Annotated in this window: 23 protein-coding genes; 12 read left to right on the forward strand and 11 right to left on the reverse strand. The window is 58.5% G+C overall.

The window, feature by feature from the left end:
* Positions 1–103: 103 nt before the first annotated feature.
* A complete protein-coding gene (locus HF257_RS07380; RefSeq protein WP_185707592.1) occupies positions 104–2212 on the forward strand; it encodes a molybdopterin oxidoreductase family protein in 2109 nt (702 codons plus the stop codon).
* Positions 2213–2289: 77 nt separating this feature from the next.
* On the forward strand, positions 2290–2628 hold the full coding sequence (gene grxD / locus HF257_RS07385) for a Grx4 family monothiol glutaredoxin (RefSeq protein ID WP_016970749.1): 339 nt from the start codon (positions 2290–2292) through the stop codon (positions 2626–2628).
* Positions 2629–2697: 69 nt separating this feature from the next.
* Here the strand turns inward: grxD and bfr are convergent, their stop codons facing one another.
* Positions 2698–3168, reverse strand: coding sequence for a bacterioferritin (bfr, locus tag HF257_RS07390; protein ID WP_185707590.1), 471 nt, complete (start codon positions 3166–3168; stop codon positions 2698–2700).
* 201 nt (positions 3169–3369) lie between these two features.
* On the reverse strand, positions 3370–3588 hold the full coding sequence (locus HF257_RS07395) for a bacterioferritin-associated ferredoxin (RefSeq protein ID WP_003208706.1): 219 nt from the start codon (positions 3586–3588) through the stop codon (positions 3370–3372).
* 244 nt (positions 3589–3832) lie between these two features.
* Here HF257_RS07395 and HF257_RS07400 point away from each other — a divergent pair, with 244 nt between their 5' ends.
* Positions 3833–4435, forward strand: a complete 603-nt coding sequence (locus HF257_RS07400) for a peroxiredoxin (RefSeq protein WP_185707588.1) — start codon at positions 3833–3835, stop codon at positions 4433–4435.
* A 65-nt stretch (positions 4436–4500) separates the two neighbouring features.
* Here HF257_RS07400 and rnt read toward each other — a convergent pair whose 3' ends face one another.
* Positions 4501–5172 (reverse strand): ribonuclease T, encoded by a 672-nt coding sequence (gene rnt / locus HF257_RS07405; RefSeq protein ID WP_010212742.1) that lies wholly within the window; start codon positions 5170–5172, stop codon positions 4501–4503.
* Positions 5169–6215 carry a dihydroorotase gene (gene pyrC, locus HF257_RS07410; protein WP_032891786.1) on the reverse strand — a complete coding sequence of 349 codons (1047 nt, stop codon included), beginning with the start codon at positions 6213–6215 and terminating at the stop codon, positions 5169–5171. Before pyrC ends, rnt begins: the two co-directional genes overlap by 4 nt.
* Positions 6216–6371: 156 nt before the next feature.
* Between pyrC and HF257_RS07415 the strand changes: the two genes are divergently transcribed.
* From HF257_RS07415 to HF257_RS07425, 3 genes are all read left to right on the forward strand, one after another.
* The gene (locus tag HF257_RS07415) at positions 6372–7280 is read left to right on the forward strand and encodes a flagellar protein MotY (protein ID WP_185707586.1); all 909 of its coding nucleotides are present in this window, start codon (positions 6372–6374) and stop codon (positions 7278–7280) included.
* Positions 7281–7409: 129 nt separating this feature from the next.
* Entirely contained in the window at positions 7410–8627 is a 1218-nt protein-coding gene (locus tag HF257_RS07420) for an argininosuccinate synthase (protein WP_010212738.1), read from the forward strand.
* Positions 8628–9240: 613 nt separating this feature from the next.
* Entirely contained in the window at positions 9241–9873 is a 633-nt protein-coding gene (locus tag HF257_RS07425) for a response regulator transcription factor (protein ID WP_094064811.1), read from the forward strand.
* An 84-nt stretch (positions 9874–9957) separates the two neighbouring features.
* Here HF257_RS07425 and HF257_RS07430 read toward each other — a convergent pair whose 3' ends face one another.
* From HF257_RS07430 to metG, 4 genes are all read right to left on the reverse strand, one after another.
* The gene (locus HF257_RS07430) at positions 9958–10140 is read right to left on the reverse strand and encodes a PA3496 family putative envelope integrity protein (protein ID WP_185707584.1); all 183 of its coding nucleotides are present in this window, start codon (positions 10138–10140) and stop codon (positions 9958–9960) included.
* A 107-nt stretch (positions 10141–10247) separates the two neighbouring features.
* On the reverse strand, positions 10248–10886 hold the full coding sequence (gene nth / locus HF257_RS07435) for an endonuclease III (protein ID WP_185707582.1): 639 nt from the start codon (positions 10884–10886) through the stop codon (positions 10248–10250).
* A 107-nt stretch (positions 10887–10993) separates the two neighbouring features.
* Positions 10994–12157 (reverse strand): electron transport complex subunit RsxB, encoded by a 1164-nt coding sequence (gene rsxB / locus HF257_RS07440; protein WP_185707579.1) that lies wholly within the window; start codon positions 12155–12157, stop codon positions 10994–10996.
* A 113-nt stretch (positions 12158–12270) separates the two neighbouring features.
* Positions 12271–14322: a methionine--tRNA ligase gene (gene metG / locus HF257_RS07445; RefSeq protein WP_185707576.1), complete on the reverse strand. Its 2052-nt coding sequence runs from the start codon at positions 14320–14322 to the stop codon at positions 12271–12273.
* 162 nt (positions 14323–14484) lie between these two features.
* Between metG and apbC the strand changes: the two genes are divergently transcribed.
* Positions 14485–15579, forward strand: a complete 1095-nt coding sequence (apbC, locus tag HF257_RS07450; RefSeq protein WP_185707574.1) for an iron-sulfur cluster carrier protein ApbC — start codon at positions 14485–14487, stop codon at positions 15577–15579.
* Positions 15580–16021: 442 nt separating this feature from the next.
* Here the strand turns inward: apbC and fdxA are convergent, their stop codons facing one another.
* From fdxA to HF257_RS07465, 3 genes are all read right to left on the reverse strand, one after another.
* Positions 16022–16345 (reverse strand): ferredoxin FdxA, encoded by a 324-nt coding sequence (fdxA, locus tag HF257_RS07455; RefSeq protein WP_185707572.1) that lies wholly within the window; start codon positions 16343–16345, stop codon positions 16022–16024.
* A 142-nt stretch (positions 16346–16487) separates the two neighbouring features.
* Positions 16488–19079, reverse strand: coding sequence for a DNA mismatch repair protein MutS (gene mutS, locus HF257_RS07460; RefSeq protein ID WP_185707570.1), 2592 nt, complete (start codon positions 19077–19079; stop codon positions 16488–16490).
* 213 nt (positions 19080–19292) lie between these two features.
* Complete coding sequence (locus tag HF257_RS07465; protein ID WP_185707568.1) at positions 19293–20459, reverse strand: MFS transporter; 1167 nt, start codon at positions 20457–20459, stop codon at positions 19293–19295.
* 94 nt (positions 20460–20553) lie between these two features.
* Between HF257_RS07465 and HF257_RS07470 the strand changes: the two genes are divergently transcribed.
* The 5 genes from HF257_RS07470 (at position 20554) to HF257_RS07490 (ending at position 24403) form a co-directional block, all read left to right on the forward strand.
* Positions 20554–21447 carry a LysR substrate-binding domain-containing protein gene (locus HF257_RS07470; RefSeq protein WP_185707566.1) on the forward strand — a complete coding sequence of 298 codons (894 nt, stop codon included), beginning with the start codon at positions 20554–20556 and terminating at the stop codon, positions 21445–21447.
* A 145-nt stretch (positions 21448–21592) separates the two neighbouring features.
* Positions 21593–22327, forward strand: a complete 735-nt coding sequence (locus HF257_RS07475; protein ID WP_185707564.1) for a LexA family transcriptional regulator — start codon at positions 21593–21595, stop codon at positions 22325–22327.
* Between the two features lie 594 nt (positions 22328–22921).
* Positions 22922–23251: a phage holin family protein gene (locus HF257_RS07480; protein ID WP_135287710.1), complete on the forward strand. Its 330-nt coding sequence runs from the start codon at positions 22922–22924 to the stop codon at positions 23249–23251.
* 21 nt (positions 23252–23272) lie between these two features.
* Entirely contained in the window at positions 23273–23788 is a 516-nt protein-coding gene (locus HF257_RS07485; protein WP_185707562.1) for a hypothetical protein, read from the forward strand.
* A gap of 3 nt (positions 23789–23791) precedes the next feature.
* Positions 23792–24403 carry a phage baseplate assembly protein V gene (locus HF257_RS07490; RefSeq protein WP_185707560.1) on the forward strand — a complete coding sequence of 204 codons (612 nt, stop codon included), beginning with the start codon at positions 23792–23794 and terminating at the stop codon, positions 24401–24403.

Consider the following 24403-nt stretch of genomic DNA (forward strand, 5'->3'; position numbering starts at 1 on the left):
CATGGTCCGGCCTGATGCCCTGCGATTCACGGGGCGAACGTTAGTGGTGCCTGCCCAGGTCGAGGCCCATAGTGAGCTCAAAGCCCTGATAAAGAGACTGGCCATGACCAAGACTCTCCACCACCGTGCCTGCCATCTGTGTGAAGCCATCTGCGGCCTGACCCTGGAAACCACACAAGCCGACGACGGCAGTTTGGCGATCACGTCAATCAAGGGGGATGCGTTAGATACCTTCAGCCGTGGGCATATCTGCCCCAAGGCTGTGGCGCTGCAGGATATCCAGAACGACCCGGACCGCCTGCACCAACCCATGTTGCGGGTGGGCAGCGAATGGCAGCCGATCCCGTGGGAAGACGCTTTCGCGTTAGTAGCCGAACGGCTGGCGGGCATTCAGACCCGTCATGGGCAGAACGCGGTGGCGGTGTATCAGGGCAACCCCAGCGTGCACAATTATGGGCTGATGACCCACAGCAACTACTTCCTGGGCCAACTCAAGACGCGCAATCGCTTCTCCGCTACCTCGGTGGACCAGTTGCCCCATCACCTCACCAGCCACTTGATGTACGGCCATGGCTTGCTGTTGCCAATTCCGGACATCGACCACACCGACTTCATGCTGATCCTGGGTGGCAATCCACTGGCGTCCAACGGCAGCATCATGACCGTGCCCGATGTGGAGAAGCGCCTAAAAGCTATCCAGGCGCGGGGCGGAAAAGTGGTGGTGGTCGACCCCCGGCGCAGCGAGACCGCGGCGATGGCTGACCAGCACCTGTTCGTGCGTCCCGGTGGTGATGCGGCGCTGCTGTTCGGGGTGCTCAATACGTTGTTTACCGAGCAGCTGACTCGCGACAGTCACCTGCCGGTTGAAGGCCTGGAGGACGTTCGGCGAGCCATTGCCGGGTTTACCGCCGACGCGATGAGCGCGCAGTGTGCCGTGCCCGCCGAGCAGATCCGCCAGTTGGCGCGGGACTTTGCGGCAGCCGACAAGGCCGTGTGTTACGGGCGCATGGGGGTGTCGACCCAGGCGTTTGGCACGTTGTGCCATTGGCTTGTGCAACTGATCAACCTGGTTACCGGCAACCTGGACCGTGTTGGCGGGGCACTGTGCACTACGCCGGCAGTCGACCTGGTTGCGTCCACTGGCGGCGGGCATTTCAATCGCTGGCAGAGTCGGGTTTCCGGGCGTCCGGAATACGGTGGCGAGCTGCCCGTGTCGGCGTTGGCGGAGGAAATGCTGACTGAGGGCGAAGGACAAATCCGCGCGTTGGTGACGGTGGCGGGCAATCCGGTGTTATCGACGCCTAACGGCCGGCAGTTGGAGCAGGCGCTGGATGGCTTGGAGTTCATGGTCAGCGTCGACCTGTATATCAACGAGACCACGCGGTATGCCGACCTGATCCTGCCGTCCACGTCTGCATTGGAGAACGACCACTACGACACCACCTTCAATATGTTCGCGGTGCGTAATGTCACGCGCTTCAATCGCGCGATCCTGCCCAAACCGGAAGGCGCGCTGCATGACTGGGAGATATTCGTCGGCCTGGCCCAGGCGTTTGCTGCGCAGACCGGCGCGGTGCTCAAACCGACCATGGCACCCGCGCAGATGATCGACTTTGGGTTGCGCGCCGGGTTTTACGGCGACGCGTCCGAGCATAAGCTGTCGGTAGCGATGTTGGCGGATCATCCCCATGGCGTGGACTTGGGGCCGCTCAAGGCCAACCTCGCCGGGCGCCTGAAAACCGCTGATGGCAAGGTGCAGGCTGCGCCTGCAGTGATCCTCGCCGACCTGGCGCGGTTTGCCGCACAACCGGTGCCTGCGGCTGACGAGCTGCTGCTGATAGGGCGTCGGCATGTGCGCAGCAATAATTCCTGGATGCATAACTATCATCGGCTGGTGAAGGGCAAGCCACGGCACCAATTGCTGATGCATCCCAATGACCTGGCGAGCCGGCAGTTGAGTGACGGCCAGCGTGTGCGGGTGAGTTCGCGCATCGGCATGATCGAGGTGGAAGTGGTGGCCAGCCTGGACATGATGCCCGGAGTGGTCAGCCTGCCCCATGGTTGGGGGCATGGGCGCCCAGGTGTACAGATGACGATTGCCAGCGGCCAGCCCGGGGCGAGCGCCAATGACTTGACCGACGAACGGCAGTTGGACGAGTTATCGGGCAACGCTGCGCTGAATGGCGTTCCCGTTCAGGTAGCAGCGGCCTGAGCACCACGCTGGAATTTTGCGTTACAATGCGCCACCGTGCCGACCTGTGAGTCGCAAAGTTCCAGCCGAGGTGTTCCATGGATATCATCGAAACGATCAAAGAGCAGATTGCCAACAACACCATTCTGCTTTACATGAAGGGCGCACCTAACGCTCCTCAGTGCGGTTTCTCCGCGAAGGCTTCCCAGGCCATCATGGCGTGCGGCGAGAAATTCGCTTACGTGGATATCCTGCAAAACCCTGAAATCCGCGCCAACCTGCCGAAGTACGCCAACTGGCCAACCTTCCCACAACTGTGGGTGGCCGGTGAACTGGTCGGCGGTAGCGACATCATCGTTGAGATGGCGGCTGATGGCTCGCTGCAAACGCTGATCAAAGAAGCAGCGGCAAACGCGGCAGCCAAGACTGACGCTTGATCCGTTTGCAATAAAAAGCCCCGCTTCTCGAAAGAGAGCGGGGGTTTTTTATGCCTGCGTGCGGGGGCGTTATTCGCCCATCTGCGATTGCAGGTAGTTTTCCAGGCTGACTTTGTCGATCAGACCCAATTGGGTTTCCAGCCAGTCGATGTGTTCCTCCTGGTCTTCCAGAATGTCTTCCAGCAGTTCACGGCTGCCGAAGTCACCCTTGGTCTCGGCGTGAGCAATGGCGGCCTTGAGGTCGCTGTGGCTTTTCTGCTCGAACTTCAGGTCGCTGCTGATCATTTCCTGGGTGTGCTCGCCGATGTTCAGCTTGCCCAGGTCCTGTACGTTTGGCAGGCCTTCCAGGAACAGGATGCGCTTGATCAGCGCGTCGGCGTCCTTCATGGCCTTGATGGATTCTTTGTATTCACGCTTGCCCAGCTTTTCCAGGCCCCAATCGTCGTACATGCGCGCATGCAGAAAGTACTGATTGATCGCGACCAGTTCATTGGCAAGGATTTTGTTGAGTTGCTGGATGACTGAGATGTCGCCTTTCATGACTGGGGTCCTGCCCTGTAATAGCTGTGTATAGGGCGGAGTTTGAGCGGCGAAAACCTTAGTGTCAAACCTAAGTTATTGAATAATAAATGAAAATTAATCGGAATAAGAATGTTTGTGTTCCGCGTCTTGACGCTAACTAATTGAATTGTGGGCATAAAAAAACCGGACACTAAGTCCGGTTCTTTAAAACACGCCACATTAAGCGTGTGTAAATTCTGCTGAATAGGGGATCGCGGCCTGGGCTGTTTGCAGCTGCGTCAGAGTTTCCCGTACCACTTGCTTGGCGAGGCAAGCACATTTACCGCACTGGCTGGCAACGCCGGTGGTTTCACGCACTTCCTTGTAGCTGCAGCAACCTTCATAGATTGCTTCGCGGATTTGTCCGTCGGTGACGCCAGTACAGAGGCACACATACATAAGGGAGAACCATCGCGGGTTTAAGGCTTAAGTGCGATGGATCTTAATGTTAACGAGAATGATTGTCAAAGTAGAATCGCAGGGTATTTGCTGGCACCGCGCCCTCACTGACGAACGGTTTTTTCAGTGTATGATGGTCGGTCTTCACGAAGCGTGACCGCGTCACAGGGCTGTCGCTTATACACGGCAGACTTGGAAGCGGTCCTTTTACTTCAATCGTCACCCCTACATCAGGAGATACCCAATGAGCGTACTCGTCGGCAAACAAGCCCCGGATTTCGACGTACCTGCCGTCCTCGGCAATGGCGAAATCGTAGACAGTTTCAAACTGTCTGAAGCCATCAAAGGCAAATACGGCCTGGTGTTCTTCTACCCGCTGGACTTCACCTTCGTCTGCCCTTCGGAGCTGATCGCCCTGGACCACCGCATGGACGATTTCAAGGCGCGTAACGTTGAAGTGGTTGCCGTTTCCATCGACTCCCATTTCACCCACAACGCCTGGCGCAACACTGCCATCAATGATGGCGGCATCGGCAAAGTCAAATACACCATGGCTGCCGACCTGAAACACGACATCGCCAAGGCCTACGACGTTGAGTCCGAAGGCGGCGTGGCGTTCCGTGGCGCATTCCTGATCGACGACAAAGGCGTTGTTCGCTCCCAGATCGTTAACGACCTGCCACTGGGCCGTAACATGGAAGAGCTGATCCGCCTGGTCGACGCCCTGCAATTCCACGAAGAGCACGGCGAAGTTTGCCCGGCCAACTGGAAAAAAGGCGACAAAGGCATGAACGCTTCGCCAGAAGGCGTTGCGGCTTACCTGACCGAGAACGCTGGCAAGCTGTAAGCCAGAATCGCGGTACAAAAAAACCGGCCTGAGAAGGCCGGTTTTTTTATGTGCGGGAAACGATCTCAGTCGTTGAAGTCTTCCCAGCCGCCCATGTCTTTCCAGCGGTTGACGATGCCGCAGAACAACTCGGCCGTCTTTTCGGTGTCGTAGCGAGCCGAGTGGGCCTCACGGCCATCAAAGTCTATCCCCGCCGCTTGGCAGGCCTTGGCCAGTACCGTCTGGCCATACGCCAGGCCTGCGAGGGTGGCGGTGTCGAAGCTGGAGAACGGGTGAAACGGGTTGCGTTTCATGTCCAGGCGCGCCACGGCGGCATTCAGGAAGCCCAGGTCGAAGCTGCTGTTGTGGCCCACCAGGATCGCGCGTTTGCAGCCATTGGCCTTCAACGCCTTGCGTACGCCACGGAAGATATCCGTCAGTGCCGCTTCTTCACTCACCGCCATACGCAATGGGTGATCAAGCTTGATCCCGGTGAACTCCAGCGCTGCCGCTTCGATGTTGGCACCTTCAAACGGTTCAACACGGAAGAAGTGGGTGTGCTCCGGGAACACAAAACCCTGTTCATCCATGCCGATGGTGGTTGCGGCGATTTCCAGCAGTGCGTCGGTGGCGCAATTAAAACCACCGGTTTCTACGTCGATGACAACCGGCAGATAGCCGCGAAACCGCTCGGCCATCGGATGGCGGGAACCGCCACCACTGTGCTCGTGTTCGTCGTCGTAATGGTCTTCACTCACTTGCTTTCCTCCAGCAGGCGCCAGCGCAGTGTTTCACCGGCGCGCAGCGGGATGACAGTCAGCTCGCCGAACGGCAGGCTGGCAGGGGCGGTCCAGTCTTCACGAACCAGGGTGATGCGGTCGGTATTCGCCGGCAGGCCGTAGAAACGCGGGCCGTTGAGGCTGGCGAAACCTTCGAGCTTGTCCAGGGCGTTACGTTGTTCGAACGCTTCGGCGTACAGCTCGATCGCCGCGTAGGCGGTGTAGCAACCGGCACAACCGCATGCCGCTTCCTTGGCATGCTGGGCGTGCGGCGCCGAGTCGGTACCGAGGAAGAACTTCGGATTGCCGCTGGTGGCAGCATCCAGCAGAGCCACCTGGTGGGTGTTGCGCTTGAGGATCGGCAGGCAATAGAAGTGCGGCCGAATCCCGCCCACCAGCATGTGGTTGCGGTTGTACAGCAGGTGATGAGCGGTGATGGTCGCACCGACATTGGCCGAAGCCTCGGTGACGAACTGCACGGCGTCGGCCGTGGTGATGTGTTCGAACACCACCTTGAGAGTCGGGAACAGCTCGACTACACGACGCATATGCTCGTCGATGAAGATCTTCTCGCGGTCGAACACGTCCACGTCGCCACGGGTGACTTCACCGTGGATCAGCAGTGGCATGCCGACTTCGGCCATGGCTTCAATGGCCGGCAGTATCTTGTCGATACTGGTCACGCCGGAATCGGAGTTGGTGGTCGCGCCTGCCGGGTACAGCTTGGCGGCGTGCACGTAACCGCTGGCCTTGGCTTCACGAATTTCTTCGGGCTGGGTGCGGTCGGTGAGGTAGAGCACCATCAACGGTTCGAAGCGGCTGCCGGCCGGCCGCGCAGCGAGGATACGCTGGCGATAGGCGTCGGCTTCAGCGGCGTTACGCACCGGTGGTACCAGGTTAGGCATGATGATGGCGCGGCCAAACGTGCGCGCAACATCGGCCACGGTTTGGGGCAACGCAGCACCATCGCGAAGATGAATATGCCAGTCGTCGGGACGCAGCAGGGTCAGGCGGTCGGACATTGGGGATTCCAGGCGGGTCAATCTGGTGGGAATGCTACCGGAAAAGACTCTTGCAGGCACTCGCTATCAAGTTTTGCAGGATGCATCCGATAGCCTTTTGTATGCCTTATCGATGTATGACGCTTTGAAGTGTTGTAGAAACCAGTGGAGCCTCCCGTGCGCCAGCAATATCTAGCCCTGCTCAGTGTGTTCGCCAGCCTGCCTGCGATGGCCCTCACGTTCCAGACGCGCCTGGAGAATATTGAGTGGAAGGTAGAAGGTGACCAGTTCGAGTGCCGCCTGACCCAGCCGATTACCGATTTCGGCTCGGGTGAGTTCGTGCGCAGGGCCGGCGAGCAGGCAACATTTCGTCTGAAAGCCTATAACGGCTCTCTGGGCGCCGGTTCCGCAACGCTGTTGGCTGCCGCTGCACCTTGGCAGCCAGGGCGAGGCGATATCAATCTCGGCGCCGTACGTGCTGGCAGTGGCGATGTGTTGTTCAACAGTTCCCAGGTGCAGGCTGGTCGCCTGTTCAATGGCCTGTTGGAAGGACGCAGCCCTACTGTGCGGCATTACGGACGAGAAGGCGGCTACTCGGAAATCCGCCTGTTGCCGGTCAAGTTCAACAAGGCCTACAACGACTATCAGCTGTGTACTACTAAGCTGCTGCCGATGAATTACGATCAGGTCAAACAGACCGAGGTCGGGTTTCCTGGTGGTGGCATCGAGCTGGATGCCGCGGCCAAGAAGAAGCTGTCGGTGATTCTGGCCTATATGAAAGCCGATCCCACGGTTAACCATATCGAGCTCAATGGCCACTCGGACAACAGTGGTAACCGCCTGACCAACCGCGACGTGTCACGTCGCCGCGCGCTCGCGGTGATGGATTACTTCAAGGGCAACGGCATTCAGGAATCGCAGATCACCCTGCGTTTCCACGGTGAAAGCTATCCACTGGCGCCTAACACCAATGCGGCCAATCGTGCGCGCAACCGGCGGGTCAATATTCAGCTGGAACGGGTGGCAACCCCTGAGAAACCGGCGCCCCAGGCCGCCGCATCGAACAACCCGGCCGCCACCTCGTAAGGTGCGACCATCGGTCGCCCGCTCGACATAATCTGTCGCTTTATCTTCATTTGCTGTCGCGCCCCTGTAATTTCACGGTTTTGGTCGGTAGAATCGACGGCTTTCCGTACAACCCCGTGGAGTGATGGCATGGCCGACGTAAACAAGGTCGTTCTCGCGTATTCCGGCGGCCTGGACACTTCGGTGATCCTCAAGTGGCTGCAGGATACTTATAACTGTGAAGTGGTGACCTTCACCGCTGACCTGGGTCAGGGCGAAGAGGTCGAACCTGCACGTGCCAAGGCGCAAGCCATGGGCGTGAAAGAGATCTACATTGACGACCTGCGCGAAGAGTTCGTCCGCGATTTCGTTTTCCCGATGTTTCGCGCCAACACTGTCTACGAAGGCGAGTACCTGCTGGGTACCTCCATCGCACGCCCGCTGATCGCCAAACGCCTGATTGAAATCGCCAACGAAACCGGCGCTGACGCCATTTCCCATGGCGCCACCGGCAAAGGCAACGACCAGGTGCGTTTCGAACTGGGCGCCTACGCCCTCAAGCCAGGTGTGAAAGTGATTGCCCCTTGGCGTGAATGGGACCTGCTGTCCCGTGAAAAGCTGATGGATTACGCTGAAAAGCACGCAATCCCGATCGAGCGTCACGGCAAGAAGAAGTCCCCTTACTCGATGGACGCCAACCTGCTGCATATCTCCTATGAAGGCGGCGTGCTGGAAGACACCTGGACCGAGCACGAAGAAGACATGTGGAAATGGACCGTCTCCCCGGAGAACGCTCCTGACAAGCCGCAGTACCTGGAACTGACCTACCGCAACGGCGACATCGTCGCGCTGGACGGTGTCGAGATGACCCCAGCCACTGTACTGGCGACCCTGAACCGTATCGGTGGCGAACACGGCATCGGCCGCCTCGACATCGTCGAAAACCGTTACGTGGGCATGAAGTCCCGTGGCTGCTACGAAACCCCAGGCGGCACCATCATGCTGCGCGCTCACCGCGCGATCGAATCGATCACCCTGGACCGCGAAGTGGCTCACCTCAAAGACGAGTTGATGCCCAAGTACGCCAGCCTGATCTACACCGGCTACTGGTGGAGCCCTGAGCGTCTGATGCTGCAACAGATGATCGACGCCTCCCAGGTCCACGTGAACGGCGTCGTGCGCCTGAAACTGTACAAGGGCAACGTGATCGTGACCGGTCGTAAATCCGACGAGTCACTGTTCGACGCCAATATCGCCACCTTCGAAGAAGATGGCGGCGCCTACAACCAGGCGGACGCGGCAGGCTTTATCAAGTTGAACGCATTGCGCATGCGCATTGCTGCAAACAAAGGTCGCTCGTTGTTCTGAGTGTTTTGCCTGTTGTGGAAAATGGCCCCTGTTAAGGGGCCATTTTTTTTGCCTGTGGATTTTAAGAGATACTCATGTTTATGTTTTTAAACGTACGTACAGATGTAGTTTGATTGTTTTAAACGTGCGGAATTATCGGTGGGGGTGTTTTGAGGCTGTGAATGAAAGTTTTACATCTGATTGGGAACTAGTCTTACAGAAATTTCACTCATTAAAGTGCGGCGACTCTGTAAGTTGCCGAAAATTCTGTAGGAAATAAGGGTGTAAGAAAATATGTTTAATGGAACCGAAACAGCAGAATTTTTTCGGCTTGCTTCCTTGCCCTTAATAGCTAGGCAAGGGGCATTTCCTGAAAGTCGTGTGCGGCACGTTTACCGCTGCCCCCAGATCTCTTGGAAATTTGGCTCTAAATATGTATGGCCCGGGAAAGGTCTGAAAGGCTCCATAAAACTGGATACATCTAAGTTTGCGTTTTTTTGTAGGGCATTTCCTTTATCGTTGTGGGTTGGGTCTCTGCCTGCTGTTGCTCAGGGTGTAATGCTATGCCAACTAGGAAACGACTAGGCTATTGTGCTTGCTCTAAATAATTCGAACAGCGAAATTGGACTTTCTCATGAATAAAGTGCTGATCGTGGATGATCATCCCGTCATTCGTCTTGCTGTGCGTATGCTAATGGAACGCCATGGTTATGAGGTCGTTGCCGAGACTGATAACGGTGTCGATGCCTTGCAACTTGCGCGGGAGCATATGCCGGACATTGTCATTCTGGATATTGGAATTCCTAAACTCGATGGCCTGGAAGTTATTTGCCGGCTGTCTTCCACCAAACAGCCGACGCCTTTCAAGGTGCTGGTGCTGACATCTCAGGCTCCTGGCCATTTTTCCATGCGCTGCATGCAGGCGGGGGCAGCGGGCTACGTGTGCAAGCAGCAGGACTTGACGGAGTTGTTGAGCGCCATCAAGGCGGTTCTGTCGGGCTACAGCTATTTCCCGAACCAGGCGCTCAATTCGGTGCGTTCCACAATGGGTAATGCCAGCGAGGCCGATATGGTCGAGCGTCTGTCGGGCCGGGAGATGATGGTGTTGCAGCAACTGGCCCGGGGCAAGACCAACAAGGAAATCGCAGATGGCATGTTTCTCAGCAACAAGACAGTCAGCACCTATAAAACGCGCCTGCTGCTCAAGCTCAACGCTCGCTCACTGGTGGACCTGATCGAGCTGGCTCAGCGTAACGGCCTGGTATAGCTGGGGAGTTGCAACGCGTTTTAGCCTGGGCCACCGGCGAAAAAAAGCCTCCGTCAGGGAGGCTTCCGGTCGTCGACTGCTCGCTCAGAGGTCGAAGTCGTAATCGGCCAGTTGTTTTTGCAAGCGTCGCTCTTCCAGAAGATTATCGATAGTGCGGCGTTTGCTCAGATTGGTCTTGGCCACCTCTGCCACAGGTGCTTCTGCTCCATCGTCATCCGACTCAACGAGCTCGTCTTCCACTTCCAGTTGTTCTTTGCCAGTGCTCATAAGGTTCACTCCGGGCTAAGACTGCCGTTGGCGCTCCTTATAACGATAATCCATGAAAGGGTAAAAAAGATTTTTTCAATCGGCTGATCGAGAAAACCAATGATCCTTCAATCGTCGGAAGTCTTTTCCTTGAATTCGCACAGGTCTTCGATGCGACAGCTCCCGCAACGCGGCTTGCGTGCCTGGCAAACGTAGCGTCCGTGAAGGATCAGCCAGTGATGGGAGTCGAGCAGATACGGCTTGGGTACAAATTTCATCAGCTGCTTTTCCACTTCCACCACGTTCTTCCCGCGGGCAATGCCGGTGCGATTGCTAACCCGAAAGATATGAGTGTCCACGGCCATCGTCAGTTGGCGGAACGCAGTATTGAGAACCACGTTGGCAGTCTTGCGTCCCACACCCGGCAGGGCCTCCAGTGCTTCGCGGGTTTGCGGTACTTCACTTCCATGCAGTTCCACCAGCAGGCGGCAGGTCTCGATAACGTTCTTGGCCTTGCTGTTATACAAACCGATGGTCTTGATGTATTCGGACAAGCCTTCCACGCCGAGGGCATAGATGGCTTCAGGTGTATTGGCTACCGGATACAGTTTGGCCGTGGCCTTGTTCACACCAACGTCCGTGGACTGGGCCGACAGAATCACCGCAATCAGCAACTCGAACGGCGAGGAGTAGGCCAGTTCAGTCTTGGGTTCGGGATTGTCTTCGTGAAGCCTGCGGAAAATTTCCAGGCGTTTTGCGGCGTTCATGGGGCTGATGATTCCTTGCAGGCGGTCAGCGGAAGGTCAGAGCGGGAGCAGGATAAACCCGGACGCTATCAATATGGTGTCGTCAGTGGCACGTTACAAGCTACTGGTTACCCACCACCATGGGCATCTACTTGGCGCTGTGCTTCTTCAAGCTTGTGTTGAGCTGCGTTAAGTTCATCCATGCTGGCTTCTGGCTGGCGTTGTAGCTTGCTGAGATCGGCACGGGCGTAGGCCAGGGCTGTTTTTAGTTGGCGCAGTTGGCTGTCGATGGGCCGCTTTTGTAGGCGCTGTAAATCCGGCAGAGGTTGTTCGGAGATCGCTTCGGCGGTGTGCAGGGCCTGATCAGCAGCGGCCAGCGCAGCGCTCAACGTTGCCAGTTGCTGTGGGTCCGCATTCTGCTCCTGGGCCTTTTTCAGTTCGGCGCGGCGCAAGGCCAGTTGGATTTTTGCGCGCTTGAGCTCAGGGTCTTTGGCTGGCGGTGCGGGTGGTGGGCTACTTGCTTGCAGTGCCGCGAGCGCTTGCTCTGCGACTTCGAATTGGTGTTGCAGGACGATCAGCTGCGATTGCTGTTCAAAGGTCGGCGGATGACCGAATGCCTTCAAGGACTTGAGCAACTGCGCACGGCTCATTGCAACGCCGATCTTGGCTTTCTTGATCGCCGCATCATTATCCGCTTGATGGGTATTTTCCGCAGGCGCGTCGACGGGCGCTGAGCGCTTGGCGCGGGCCAGGCGCTCAGCGAGCTTGAGTTCCTCTTCGCGGTGCAGGCGTGCGTTGCGTTGTTCAAATCGACGCCGAGCGCGATCACGCTTGAGGCCACGCTCATGACGCTCGTGATCAGTGCTGGCCAGGCCGCCCACGATGGGCAGCACGGTTGCCAGCGGGCGCATCTCGATGCAATCGACGGGGCAGGGCGCCACACACAGGTCACAGCCGGTGCATTCATCAATGATCACGGTATGCATCAGTTTGGCGGCACCGACAATCGCATCCACCGGGCACGCCTGGATACATTTGGTGCAGCCGATGCACTCAGCCTCACGGATATAGGCAATTTGCGCAGGGGCCTCGCCACGCGTGGTGTCCAGTTCCACCACGGGAACGCTTAGTAACTGCGCGAGCCCGGCAATGGTTTCCTGCCCACCGGGCGGGCACTTATTGATTGCCTCGCCTTGAGCAATGCCCTCGGCGTAAGGCTTGCAGCCCGGGTGCCCGCACTTGCCGCATTGGGTCTGCGGCAACAGTGCGTCGATACGTTGAATGAGGTTCATGCAGTGATCATTGGCATGCCGGTTAAACAAACAGAGCCTGATTATCCGACAAGCGAGAAGGGGGGACTAGCTGAAAAGCCCTGTCGCCGAAACGACAGGGCTGTTTTGCGGGCTTACTTGATGCGTTGACCCGGCTTCGCGCCGCTGTCAGGGCTCAACAGGTAGATCTCTTCGCCGCCAGGGCCGGCTGCCATCACCATGCCTTCGGAGATTCCGAACTTCATTTTCCGTGGCTTGAGGTTGGCGATCATCATGGTCAGGCGGCCATCGAGCTTGGACGGGTCCGGGTAGGCGCTCTTGATGCCCGAGAACACGTTGCGTTGCTCGTCACCGATGTCCAGTGTCAGGCGCAGCAGCTTGTCGGCACCTTCTACGGCTTCGGCCTTGATAATCAGCGCCACACGCAGGTCCACCGCAGCGAACGCGTCGAACTCGATTTCCGGCGACAGCGGGTCCTTGGCCAACTCACCGTTACCGGCAGGTGCCGATTCGCCCGTGTCGGTCTGGCTGGCGACCAGGTCTTCTTTCGAAGCATCGGTCATGGCCTGGACTTTCACCGGGTCAATACGGGTCATCAGCGGCTTGAACTCGTTCAGCTGATGGTTGCTGAGCAGGGTGGCGTGGTCATTCCAGGTCAGCGGCGCGACGTTAAGGAACGCTTCCGCGTCGGTGGCCAACAACGGCAGCACTGGCTTGAGGAAGATCACCAACTGACGGAACAGGTTGACGCCCGTGGCGCAGATCGCCTGGACTTGCGCCTGCTTGCCTTCCTGCTTGTTCAGCGACCACGGTGCCTTGTCGGCGATCCAGGCGTTGGCGCGGTCTGCCAGGCCCATGATTTCACGCATGGCGCGTGCAAAGTCGCGCGCCTCGTAGGCATCGGCGATGCTTGGCGCAGCGGCCAGGAACGCGTCGGTCAGTTCCGGCGCGGCATTTTCGGCCACCAGCAGGCCGGCGTTACCCTTGTGGATAAACCCGGCGCAACGGCTGGCGATGTTAACGACTTTACCCACCAGGTCCGAGTTGACCTTCTGTACGAAGTCTTCCAGGTTCAGGTCCAGGTCATCGACGCCACGGCCCAGCTTGGAGGCGTAGTAGTAGCGCAGGTATTCCGGCGACAGGTGGTCCAGGTAGGTGCGCGCCTTGATAAAGGTGCCACGGGACTTGGACATTTTCTGGCCGTTGACGGTCAAGTAGCCGTGCACTGCGATGCCGGTCGGCTTGCGGTAGCCCGAGCCTTCGAGCATCGCCGGCCAGAACAGGGCGTGGAAGTTGACGATGTCCTTGCCGATGAAGTGGTACAGCTCGGCGGTGGAATCCTTGTTCCAGAACGCATCGAAGTCCAGCTCCGGCGTGCGATCGCACAGGTTCTTGAAGCTGGCCATGTAGCCGATTGGCGCATCCAACCACACATAGAAATATTTGCCAGGTTCGCCCGGAATCTCGAAGCCGAAGTACGGCGCATCGCGGGAGATGTCCCACTGTTGCAGGCCGCTGTCGAGCCATTCGGCGAGCTTGTTGGCCACGGCGTCCTGCAGGGTGCCGCTGCGGGTCCAGGCTTGCAGCATCTGCTGGAAGTCCGGCAGCTTGAAGAAGAAGTGCTGGGAGTCCTTGAGCACCGGGGTAGCGCCGGAGATCGCCGACTTCGGATTCTTCAACTCAGTCGGCGCGTAGGTCGCACCGCATTTTTCGCAGTTGTCGCCGTACTGGTCTTCGGTGCCGCATTTCGGGCAGGTGCCCTTGATGAAGCGGTCGGCCAGGAACATTTTCTTTTCCGGGTCGAAATACTGGGTCACCGAACGCTGGTCGATGTGCCCAGCTTCCTTTAGACGCAGGTAGATCTGGCTCGACAACTCGCGGTTTTCCTCGGAGTGGGTCGAGTGGAAATTGTCGAAATCCACCAGGAACTCGGCAAAGTCGGCGCTGTGTTCAGCCTGCACGTTGGCGATCAGTTGTTCCGGGGTGATGCCTTCCTTTTCGGCGCGCAACATGATGGCCGAACCGTGGGCGTCGTCCGCGCAGACATAGATGCATTGATTGCCGCGATGCTTCTGGAAGCGCACCCACATATCGGTCTGGATGTACTCAAGCATATGGCCAAGATGGATGGAACCATTGGCATAGGGCAGGGCGCTGGTGACGAGGATCTTGCGTGGCTCGGACATGGGGCTCGGCTACTTGATGAAACGGAGGTCGGCCACTATAAAGCGCCGGGAAATATATTTCACCCCGTCGCGATGTTTCCGCTTCTTCAAAGCATGCCGCTGGGCGGCCGGAACGGTTAGGATAGCCGCCTGTTTCAGTCAGTCTTTTTTCGGGAGTAGCCCATGAGCGCCGTCAATCGCGCAGCGGTGGAAGCCGTTCTTCGCCAGTACACCGACCCCTATTTGAACCAGGACCCGGTCAGTGCCGGCTGTGTACGTACCATCGAGGTTCAGGGCGACCAGGTTTTGGTCCAGCTGGAGCTGGGCTATGCCGCTGGCCTGTTCAAGAGCGGTTGGGCGCAAATGCTGCAAATGGCCATTGAAGGTCTGGACGGCGTGCGCTCAGCCAAGGTCGACATTCAATGCGTGATTGCCCCGCACAAGGCCCAGGCGCAGATCCCTGGCCTGGCCAACGTCAAGAACGTGGTCGCCGTGGCGTCCGGCAAAGGCGGCGTGGGTAAATCCACCACTGCGGCCAACCTGGCCTTGGCGTTGGCGCGTGAAGGCGCGCGCGTCGGTATTCTCGACGCCGATATCTACGGCCCGAGCCAGGGCGTGATGTTCGGTATCGCCGAAGGCACCCGACCGAAGGTCAAGGACCAGAAATGGTTTGTGCCGATCGAGTCCCTGGGCGTGGAAGTCATGTCCATGGCTTTCCTGACCGACGACAACACACCGATGGTCTGGCGCGGGCCGATGGTCTCCGGTGCCTTGTTGCAACTGGTCACTCAGACGGCCTGGGGCGACCTGGACTACCTGGTGATCGACATGCCACCCGGCACCGGCGATATCCAATTGACCTTGGCGCAGAAAGTCCCGGTGGCCGGTTCGGTGATCGTCACAACGCCCCAGGACCTGGCGCTGCTCGACGCCAAGAAAGGCGTCGAGATGTTCCGCAAGGTCAATATTCCGGTACTGGGCGTCGTGGAAAACATGGCGGTGCACATCTGCTCCAACTGCGGCCACGCCGAGCATCTGTTCGGAGAAGGCGGCGGTGAGAAGCTCGCGACCCAATACGGTGTTGAACTGCTGGCCTCGCTGCCGCTGTCGATGCTGATCCGCGAGCAGGCTGACGGCGGCAAACCTACCGTGGTCGCCGAGCCGGACAGCCAGATCGCTATGATCTACCAGGAACTGGCCCGTCATGTGGGGGCGCGTATTGTCCTGCAGGAAGCCTCGGCGCCAGCCATGCCGACGATTACTGTCAGCGACGACTGAGTGAGAAAAGGTGCTTGTTACGCTTTTACGCAATTGCTGGTGTAAGCATTCGCTTACTTTTTCGTAAGTGAATGGTTTTTTCGGCTTACAAGAGCGGCTTGAAAGAATGAGAGTGTTTTCTATCTACTTGAAACATAACAAATATTTATCGTTGGTCTGATCCCTTAGGGTGTCAGTCCTAAAGTTGCATCCCGTTGAACTTCTTTTGGAACTCTCTAAGATCAGCCCTGTGTCCACGGATTGACACAGCCATCAAGGAACGATGGTTTGAAGGAACGTCGCAGGATGCGATTCATCAGGATGATGAAAAGGAATACAGGGACTAGGGAAAAAATGTGGGCGGGTCAAACCGCCCCTTTTTTTGCCCGCAGGAAAGTGAATACGCGTTCCCTGAACGTAAAAAAGGCCCCGAAGGGCCTTCTTTTGTTTGGCGGCGGCGCTGTTAGCGCTCCAGGTCTTTGATCTTGCCATTGACGCCATCCCACTCTGCTGCATCCGGCAGAGAGTCTTTCTTCTCAGTGATGTTCGGCCAGATTTCCGCCAGCTCGACGTTCAACTGAATAAATTCCTGCATCTCTGCCGGGACTTCGTCCTCGGAGAAAATGGCGACGGCCGGGCATTCTGGCTCACACAGGGCGCAGTCGATGCACTCATCCGGGTGGATTACCAAGAAGTTCGGGCCTTCGTAGAAGCAGTCCACCGGACATACTTCCACGCAGTCGGTGTACTTGCACTTGATGCAGTTGTCGGTGACGACGAAGGTCATTTCTAATTTTCTCCTCAGGCGGCGGCAGCGAAACCCTTTGTGGCAGGGCTCGCGAGGTTCAGGAGCGATAGTCTGCAGGCCAGGCTAAGAGCCTGCAGCATCCCAAACCGCGCGAGAGTCTACCAGCTTGCAAGCGTCAGCGTTATATCCGAACCTTCAGTGCATATAACATTTCTAGCGCTTTGCGCGGCGTCAAGTCGTCCAAGTCAAGCTTAGCCAACTCTTCCAGCACCGGATGGGGCAGGCTGGCAAACATATCGCTCTGGTGCGGTGCGGCGGGTTTGCTTGAGGCTTTGGCGGGACTTGCGACCACGGTTTCATGCGGCAATGCCGTGGTTTCCAGGCGGCTGAGGTGTTCGCGGGCGCGGGTAATCACCTCGCTCGGCACGCCCGCCAATTGCGCCACAGCCAAGCCGTAGCTCTGGCTGGCGGGGCCTGGCAACACGTGGTGCAGGAATACGATGCGCTCGTTGTGCTCTGTGGCATTCAGATGCACGTTGGCCACGAGTGGCTCGCTTTCCGGCAGTACGGTCAGTTCGAAGTAGTGAGTGGCGAACAGCGTGTAGGCACGCAAGTGCGCCAAACGCTCGGCCGCCGCCCATGCCAGGGACAGGCCGTCGAAGGTGCTGGTGCCGCGACCCACTTCGTCCATCAGGACAAGGCTGCGTTCGGTGGCGTTGTGCAGGATGTTGGCGGTTTCGCTCATTTCCACCATAAAGGTCGAACGGCCACCGGCGAGGTCATCGCTGGAACCGATCCGGGTGAAAATACGGTCCACCAGGGACAACTCGCAACTGGCCGCTGGCACAAAGCTGCCGATATGCGCCAGCAACACAATCAAGGCGGTCTGACGCATATAGGTGGATTTACCACCCATGTTCGGGCCAGTGATGACCAACATGCGTGTATCGTCATCCAGCGACAGGTCATTGGCGACGAACGGTGTGGTCAATACCTGCTCCACCACCGGGTGGCGCCCTTGCACGATGCGCATGCACGGCTCGCTCACAAAACGCGGGCAGTTCAGGTCCAGGTTCAGCGCTCGCTCGGCGAGGTTGCTCAGAACATCCAGCTCGGCCAAGGCGGCGGCAGTGTCCTGCAGCGGCGCCAGTTGGCTGATCAGGTCCTCAAGCAAGGCCTCGTAGAGCATCTTTTCCCGAGCTAGCGCGCGGCTTTTGGCCGACAATGCTTTGTCTTCGAACGCTTTGAGCTCCGGCGTGATAAAGCGCTCGGCACCCTTGAGGGTCTGGCGACGTTGATAGTCGATAGGGGCGGACTCGGCCTGCTTGCTTGGCAACTCGATAAAGTAGCCGTGCACGCGGTTGTAGCCGACTTTCAGGTTGGCCAGGCCCGTGCGGGCTTTTTCGCGAGCTTCCAGGTCGATCAGGAACTGGCCGGCGTTTTCGCTCAGGGCTTGCAGTTCGTCCAGTTCGCTGTCGTAACCGGTCTTCAACACGCCGCCGTCACGGATGATCGCCGGCGGGTTGTCGATGATGGCTTTTTCCAGCAGCGCTGCCAGTTCCGGGTAGGTGCTGGCGATCACGGCGAGTTGTTGCAGGTGCGGTGTATCCAACTCGGTCATCGCGGCTTGCAACTGCGGCAGCGCGCCGAGGGCATCGCGCAGGCGCGCCAGGTCACGAGGCCGCGCATTGCGCAGGCCGATCCGCGCCAAGATGCGTTCGATATCGCCGATTTCCTTCAACTGCGGCTGCAGTTTCTCGAAGCGATAACCGTCCAACAGGCAGGTAATAGAGGTCTGACGCGCTTGCAACACGCTCAAATCCCGCAGTGGACGGTTCAACCAGCGAGTCAGCAAGCGGCTGCCCATGGCGGTTTGGCAACGGTCGACCACCGATTGCAGGGTGTTGTCGCGCCCGCCGGCCAGGTTGGTGTCCAGTTCCAGGTTGCGACGGCTGGCACCGTCGAGCACCACGGTGTCGTCCAGGCGTTCATGACGCAGGCTGCGCAAGTGCGGCAGGGCGGTGCGCTGGGTTTCCTTGGCGTAGCTGAGCAGGCAACCGGCGGCGCCGATGGCCAGGGTCAGGGTTTCACAACCGAAGCCTTTAAGGTCCTGCACAGAGAATTGCTGGCACAGGCTTTTCAGCGCCGAATCTCTCTCAAAATCCCACGGCGCACGACGCTTGGTCCCACGGCGTTTTTCCGCCGGTAGATCCTTGGGCCAGTCATCTGGGATCAACAACTCCACCGGATTGATGCGCTCAAGCTCCGCCAGCAGGTTCTCCCAGCCCTTGATCTCCAACACACTGAAATTGCCGCTGGTGATATCCAGCACCGACAGCCCAAACAGGCGTTCATCCCCCAGCACCGCCGCGATCAGGTTGTCGCGACGCTCATCCAGCAGCGCCTCATCACTCACCGTCCCCGGCGTAATAATGCGCACCACCTGACGTTCCACCGGCCCCTTGCTGGTGGCCGGGTCGCCGATCTGCTCACAGATCACCACCGACTCGCCCAGCTTCACCAGCTTGACCAGGTAACCTTCCAGCGAGTGGTAAGGAATGCCACACATCGGAATCGACTGCCCCGCCGACTGCCCGCGCGCGGTCAGGGTGATGTCCAGCAACTTGGCGGCTTTCTTCGCATCTTCGTAGAAGATCTCGTAGAAGTCGCCCATGCGATAGAACATCAACTGATCAGGGTGCTGGTTTTTCAGGCGCCAGTACTGCTGCATCATCGGGGTGTGGGAGGACAGATCGGAAGTGTTTTTACTCATCAGATAGTTAGCAAATTTGTTGGAAGGAGTGGGGCAAAGGTGGGGCATTCGGCCCTGCGATTTTGCGATGGCGGCAAGGTTAACACGCGAAGTCGGCCCTTCGCAGGTCGCAAACGGGTAGGTAAAACGCAAAAGCGTTCGTGCCCCTTATCCCCATCACTCAAGCAAGAGCAACTGCCATCAAGTGGACTGGCAGCCCTGCTCCTATCGTGGTCACACCACCGCAGCTACAACAGTCTTGGAACGCCACACGAAAGCCAGCACCATCAACAGTCCCAGACCCGCCATTGCCGCTCCGGCCAAGGAAATCGCCGGATAACCCAGCCCGGCATTGATCACCGCGCCGCCCAGCGCTGCACCGATCGCGTTGCCGAAGTTGAACGCGCCGATGTTCATCGCCGAAGCCAAATTAGGTGCGTCCTTGGCGGCTTCCATGACGCGCATTTGCAGCGGTGGCACCAAGGCGAAACTGGCGATACCCCAAATCAGGATGGCGACGGCGGCCGGCAGCGGCCAACGCATCAGTACGGTAAACGCCAGCAAGACGAGAATCAGCACGCTCAGCGAAACGATCAGGGTGCGATCTATCGAGCGGTCGGCGGCCTTGCCACCCCACATGTTGCCCAGCGTCAGTCCCACACCAAACAGCACCAACATGGCAGTGATGTAGGCGGTGGACGCGTGGGTCTCGCTGCTGAGGATGGGCGCGATGTAGGTGAAGACGGTAAACATTGCACCCGAGCCGACTACAGTGAGGGCCAGCGCGCCCAGCACCGGGCCACGGCCGAGTACTCGGATTTCGGCCATTATTCCAGCGCTCGGCGGCGCTTTCAGGTCTGGCAGGGCGAACCACAATGCGGTCATGGCCACCACGCCGAGGCCGGTAATTCCCCAGAATGCGGTGCGCCAACCGAACATTTCGCCAAACCAGGCGGCCAACGGCACACCGCCGATGGTTGCCAAGGTCAACCCCATGAACATTGCGGCAACCGCCCCGGCACGTTTATCAGGGGCGACCACGCTGGCGGCGACGATGGAGCCAACGCCAAAGAATGCACCGTGGTTGAGTGAGGTCACCACCCTGGCGATCATGAGGCTGTAGTAATCGGTAGCCAGGGCTGACATCAAGTTACCGAGGGTGAAAATCGCCATGAGTCCGACCAGCAGATACCGCCGGGGTATCTTGCCGGTGGTCAGGCTCATCAGCGGCGCACCTAGCAGTACGCCCATGGCGTAAGCACTGACCAATAGGCCAGCAGCAGGAATGGAAACGCCGAGGTCCGCAGCGATGCCGGGCAACATGCCCATGGGGGCGAACTCGGTAACACCGATGCCAAAGGCACCCATGGCGAGTGCGATAAGTGGTGGGTTGATACGCATGAAAGGCTCCTTATCTATGCCGCTAATGCTACGATCCAGCGTTTTAACGCGGTAGATAGCATTTTTGGCAATCACCTATGCGTAAGAGGCACAAATGGACTTCAACGGCCGATCCGGTGACATGCTTGTTTTCGTCACTGTGGCGCAGGAAGGCAGCCTGTCAGCTGCGGCGCGAGCATTGGGACTCACGCCTTCGGCGGTCAGTCGGATCATCGCGCGAACCGAACAACGTCTTGGCACCCGGCTGCTGCTGCGCACCACCCGAACGATCAGCTTCACTGCCGAAGGCGAGGCTTTTCTGCGTGGCGCACGGCGTATCCTGGCCGACATGGCCGAGGTCGAAGACGCCATCGCCGACCAAGGCGTACCAAGGGGTCGATTGCGCGTCAGCGCCGCCCTTGGCCATGGGCGGCTGGCCATTGTTCCCCTAGTGGCTGCGTTTAGTGCCCGCTACCCCAACATCGTCGTTGACCTCACCCTTGGCGATGAAGTGGTCGACATTCTCGGTGGCCAAGCCGACGTGGCGATACGTTTTGGCCATCTGCCCGACAGCCCGTTGACCGCGCGCAGGATCGGCGCCACCGGCCAGGTCGTGGTGGCATCTCCCGAATACCTCAAGCGCCACGGCAGTCTCCAGGAACCTGAAGACCTCTTGCGGCACAACTGCCTACGCTTCAACTTCCGGCGTGCCGAGCCCAATTGGCCGTTCATCCGCGAGGGACGGGAATTTTCCCTCAAGGTCAGCGGCAACATCGAATGCAGCAGCGGTGAAGCGCTGGCGCAGCTCGCGCGAGTCGGCGCCGGCATTGCGCGTATCGGCAGGTTCAGCGTGAACGAGGACCTGCAGCGAGGGGACCTCATCCCGCTGCTGGAAGCTTGGAACCCGGGCGATGAGGAACCGATACACGCGCTGTTTGTAGGTGGCTCGACAATGCCGGCGCGGGTGCGGTTATTCGTGGACTTTTTGTTGGAGCATCACCGGATGTAGAAAGCCGCAAAATCGGCCGAAAGCTTCCGTCGCAGAGTTAATTGCATCCCGCTCTGCAGTTTGGCCGGCTAAACCTTTCCGATATTGCATAAAATATGCAAATTAGCATTTGCCAACCCTCAAAACCCCCGTCACTATCCGCGTTATGCAAAAACGCAACGTTTCTATCGTCTTAAGAGAGCTGCTGGACCGCGACCGGATCTCCCCCACGGAGCTTCACCGGCGTACCGGCGTGCCTCAATCCACACTGTCCAGGATTCTCAGCGGCAAGATCGTTGACCCGTCGGACAAGCATATTTCGCGCATCGCCGAATACTTTCGCGTCAGCACCGACCAACTGCGCGGGCGCGTGGCACTGAGTGTTTCGCGAGAGGATGCTCGCGACCCGATGCATTCGGAACTCAAGGACATAAGCCTGTGGGATGACGACACCCCCGTGAATGACGACGAGGTGTCGATCCCCTTTCTGCGCGAGGTTGAATTGGCTGCTGGATCAGGAAGATTCGTCATCGAGGAAAGCGAGAAGGCCAGCCTGCGATTCGGCAAGCGCAGCCTGCGGCATAACGGTGTGCAGTTTGACCAAGCCAAGTGTGTGACCGTACGTGGCAATAGTATGTTGCCGGTACTGCGTGATGGCGCGACGGTTGGGGTGAATGCCGGCAAGAGCGGCATTGGCGATATCGTCGATGGCGACTTGTACGCAATCAATCACAACGGCCAGTTGCGGGTGAAACAGCTCTATCGCTTGCCTTCCGGGATTCGCCTGCGCAGTTTCAATCGCGACGAGCACCCGGACGAAGACTACAGCTTCCAGGAAATCCAGGATGAGCAGATCAGCATCCTCGGCCATGTATTCTGGTGGGGCATGTACGCCCGTTAACCTCATGACGTAAGACAAAGCCCGCCGATGTGCGGGCTTTTTTTCGCCTGTCAAAAACCGCCAATCCCCCTGCCAGCAAGGCTGTGAATGCATCAGTGCATTTACTGGCTGAAAATAAATGCATTTGTGCATTGACTGTATATGCATACATGCATATTCTTCATCTCAAGCCAGCCAACAAGGCCTGGTGGAGGCGGCAAGGATGCTGCCAAGGAAGACAAGGACGGCACGTAACACCGGCAAGGACGCCATCAGAGCGATGGCAAGGACGCCAGGCAACACCGGCAAGGATGCCAACGCTCTTTAGTTTCACAGCAGTGCAAAACAGGCAGCGATGAACCGGCCTCAACGGTTCAGAGGGTTGGCAACTGACCCGGGTGTGCAGCGTAAAACACCAGAAGCAGTTATCCGGCAGACAGGGATCGTGGTCGGAAAAACATCGAGGAAAGGTCCGTACCGCGCCAGTAGCGCCGAAAGATCGAGGAAATCATTACTGAAAAGCCCGGACAACCGGGCTTTTTGGAATGCCTACCCACACACGGAAGTACCCAAGCCCCGGCACCTTGCCGGTATTGCTCAGCCAGGAGGCGTGACATGACAAACGAGCAGCAAGCGTTAGCGGAAATGCCTATCTGGCTGGTGATCGTACTGGCCTTGATCGGCGGGGTCAGTGGCGAAATGTGGCGCGCCGACAAGGAGGGCGCCCGCGGCTGGTCGCTGATACGGCGACTGGCCTTGCGGTCCGGGGCGTGCATGGTCTGCGGGGTCTCGGCATTGATGCTGTGCTACGCCGCGGGCATGTCGATCTGGACCGCAGGCGCCATTGGTTGCCTTACGGCCATGGCCGGCGCGGACGTCGCCATCGGCCTTTATGAACGTTGGGCGGCAAAGCGCATCGGCGTCAACCGCCCGGATCAGCAGTAACCGCTGCAAGGACGCAACAACATGACACCTATCGAAAAACCCTCCCAATTGCCCGTGGCGATTGGGGAGGCGCTGAAGAGCGCTTTCCCACAATTGCGTGTAGGCAATCATCAGGACTTCAACGGCGCCGACGATAAAGCCGGCGTACTGATCAGCGTGGAGCGCAACGGCCCCGGCGTGCGCTCCCTTGAAGGGCGCAAGGCGCATGCTTTGTCGGTTTCACTCAAGGCCACGGTCGCCGGCGGGTCGGCCGCGTTTGACGCCTGCGACCTGGCCAGCCAACTGATGGACCTGGCCCTGGACAACCGCTGGGGCCTGCCGCCGGATCAATGCGACCTGCCTACCAGCATTGTCGCTGCGCCATCCGCGCTGACCAGTGCAGAAACGGACTACGACACCTGGACCGTTTCCTTCATCCAAAACCTCTACCTCGGCCCGTCGCTACTCGAAGATCCCACAGGCAAACCGCTGTTTGCCCGCACCTGGGAAGTCGCCGACATCAACGATCCCGACCAATATCGCCCTCTGCAGGAGTAGTCCATGTTCGATGCATTGCTACGCATGCAATTGGGGCCGATTGTCGAACGCCTGGCCGAAATGGAGGCCCAGCTTGAAGACCTGTATCGGCGCGCAGAAAATTTCTGCCGGATTGGCGTGTGCCAGGAGGTCGACCCTGCCAGCAATACCTGCAAGGTCAGTCATGGCGATTTACTCAGCCCGGCCATTCGGTTTTTTAATCCCAGCGCCGGTACGCAAAGTGAAACCCGCATTCCGTCCGTCGGCGAACAATGCCTGCTGCTCAACTACGGCGGCGGGGAAGGGGGCGCCCAGTCTGTGGCCTTGTTCGGGCTCAACAGTAGCCTGTTTCCACCAGTCTCCAGCGAGCCTTCGTTGACCCGACGCCGATACAAGGACGGCACTCAGAGCGACTATGACGACGCCAGTCACCTGTTCAATTGGAGCAATGGGCCTACCAGCGTCACCGCTTCTCGTGAACAGATCAACGCCAGCGTCGGTGCTGCGACGTTGGTAATGACCCAGGACAGCATCACCCTGCAACTCGGCGCAACAGGTTTGCTATTGGATACCGCCGGCGTGCATTTGAGCGGCCCGTTGGTGGATCACCAAGGCCGCGTGATCAGCAGCGCATAA

The sequence above is a fragment of the Pseudomonas cremoris genome (assembly GCF_014230465.1).

What these genes read in the sequence shown, in the direction of transcription:
- HF257_RS07380 (WP_185707592.1), top strand. Translation starts at nt 104, where the DNA reads ATGACCAAGACTCTCCACCACCGTGCCTGCCATCTGTGTGAAGCCATC.
- grxD (WP_016970749.1), top strand. Translation starts at nt 2,290, where the DNA reads ATGGATATCATCGAAACGATCAAAGAGCAGATTGCCAACAACACCATT.
- bfr (WP_185707590.1), bottom strand. Translation starts at nt 3,168, where the DNA reads ATGAAAGGCGACATCTCAGTCATCCAGCAACTCAACAAAATCCTTGCC.
- HF257_RS07395 (WP_003208706.1), bottom strand. Translation starts at nt 3,588, where the DNA reads ATGTATGTGTGCCTCTGTACTGGCGTCACCGACGGACAAATCCGCGAA.
- HF257_RS07400 (WP_185707588.1), top strand. Translation starts at nt 3,833, where the DNA reads ATGAGCGTACTCGTCGGCAAACAAGCCCCGGATTTCGACGTACCTGCC.
- pyrC (WP_032891786.1), bottom strand. Translation starts at nt 6,215, where the DNA reads ATGTCCGACCGCCTGACCCTGCTGCGTCCCGACGACTGGCATATTCAT.
- HF257_RS07420 (WP_010212738.1), top strand. Translation starts at nt 7,410, where the DNA reads ATGGCCGACGTAAACAAGGTCGTTCTCGCGTATTCCGGCGGCCTGGAC.
- HF257_RS07425 (WP_094064811.1), top strand. Translation starts at nt 9,241, where the DNA reads ATGAATAAAGTGCTGATCGTGGATGATCATCCCGTCATTCGTCTTGCT.
- HF257_RS07430 (WP_185707584.1), bottom strand. Translation starts at nt 10,140, where the DNA reads ATGAGCACTGGCAAAGAACAACTGGAAGTGGAAGACGAGCTCGTTGAG.
- nth (WP_185707582.1), bottom strand. Translation starts at nt 10,886, where the DNA reads ATGAACGCCGCAAAACGCCTGGAAATTTTCCGCAGGCTTCACGAAGAC.
- rsxB (WP_185707579.1), bottom strand. Translation starts at nt 12,157, where the DNA reads ATGAACCTCATTCAACGTATCGACGCACTGTTGCCGCAGACCCAATGC.
- metG (WP_185707576.1), bottom strand. Translation starts at nt 14,322, where the DNA reads ATGTCCGAGCCACGCAAGATCCTCGTCACCAGCGCCCTGCCCTATGCC.
- apbC (WP_185707574.1), top strand. Translation starts at nt 14,485, where the DNA reads ATGAGCGCCGTCAATCGCGCAGCGGTGGAAGCCGTTCTTCGCCAGTAC.
- fdxA (WP_185707572.1), bottom strand. Translation starts at nt 16,345, where the DNA reads ATGACCTTCGTCGTCACCGACAACTGCATCAAGTGCAAGTACACCGAC.
- mutS (WP_185707570.1), bottom strand. Translation starts at nt 19,079, where the DNA reads ATGAGTAAAAACACTTCCGATCTGTCCTCCCACACCCCGATGATGCAG.
- HF257_RS07465 (WP_185707568.1), bottom strand. Translation starts at nt 20,459, where the DNA reads ATGCGTATCAACCCACCACTTATCGCACTCGCCATGGGTGCCTTTGGC.
- HF257_RS07470 (WP_185707566.1), top strand. Translation starts at nt 20,554, where the DNA reads ATGGACTTCAACGGCCGATCCGGTGACATGCTTGTTTTCGTCACTGTG.
- HF257_RS07475 (WP_185707564.1), top strand. Translation starts at nt 21,593, where the DNA reads ATGCAAAAACGCAACGTTTCTATCGTCTTAAGAGAGCTGCTGGACCGC.
- HF257_RS07480 (WP_135287710.1), top strand. Translation starts at nt 22,922, where the DNA reads ATGACAAACGAGCAGCAAGCGTTAGCGGAAATGCCTATCTGGCTGGTG.
- HF257_RS07485 (WP_185707562.1), top strand. Translation starts at nt 23,273, where the DNA reads ATGACACCTATCGAAAAACCCTCCCAATTGCCCGTGGCGATTGGGGAG.
- HF257_RS07490 (WP_185707560.1), top strand. Translation starts at nt 23,792, where the DNA reads ATGTTCGATGCATTGCTACGCATGCAATTGGGGCCGATTGTCGAACGC.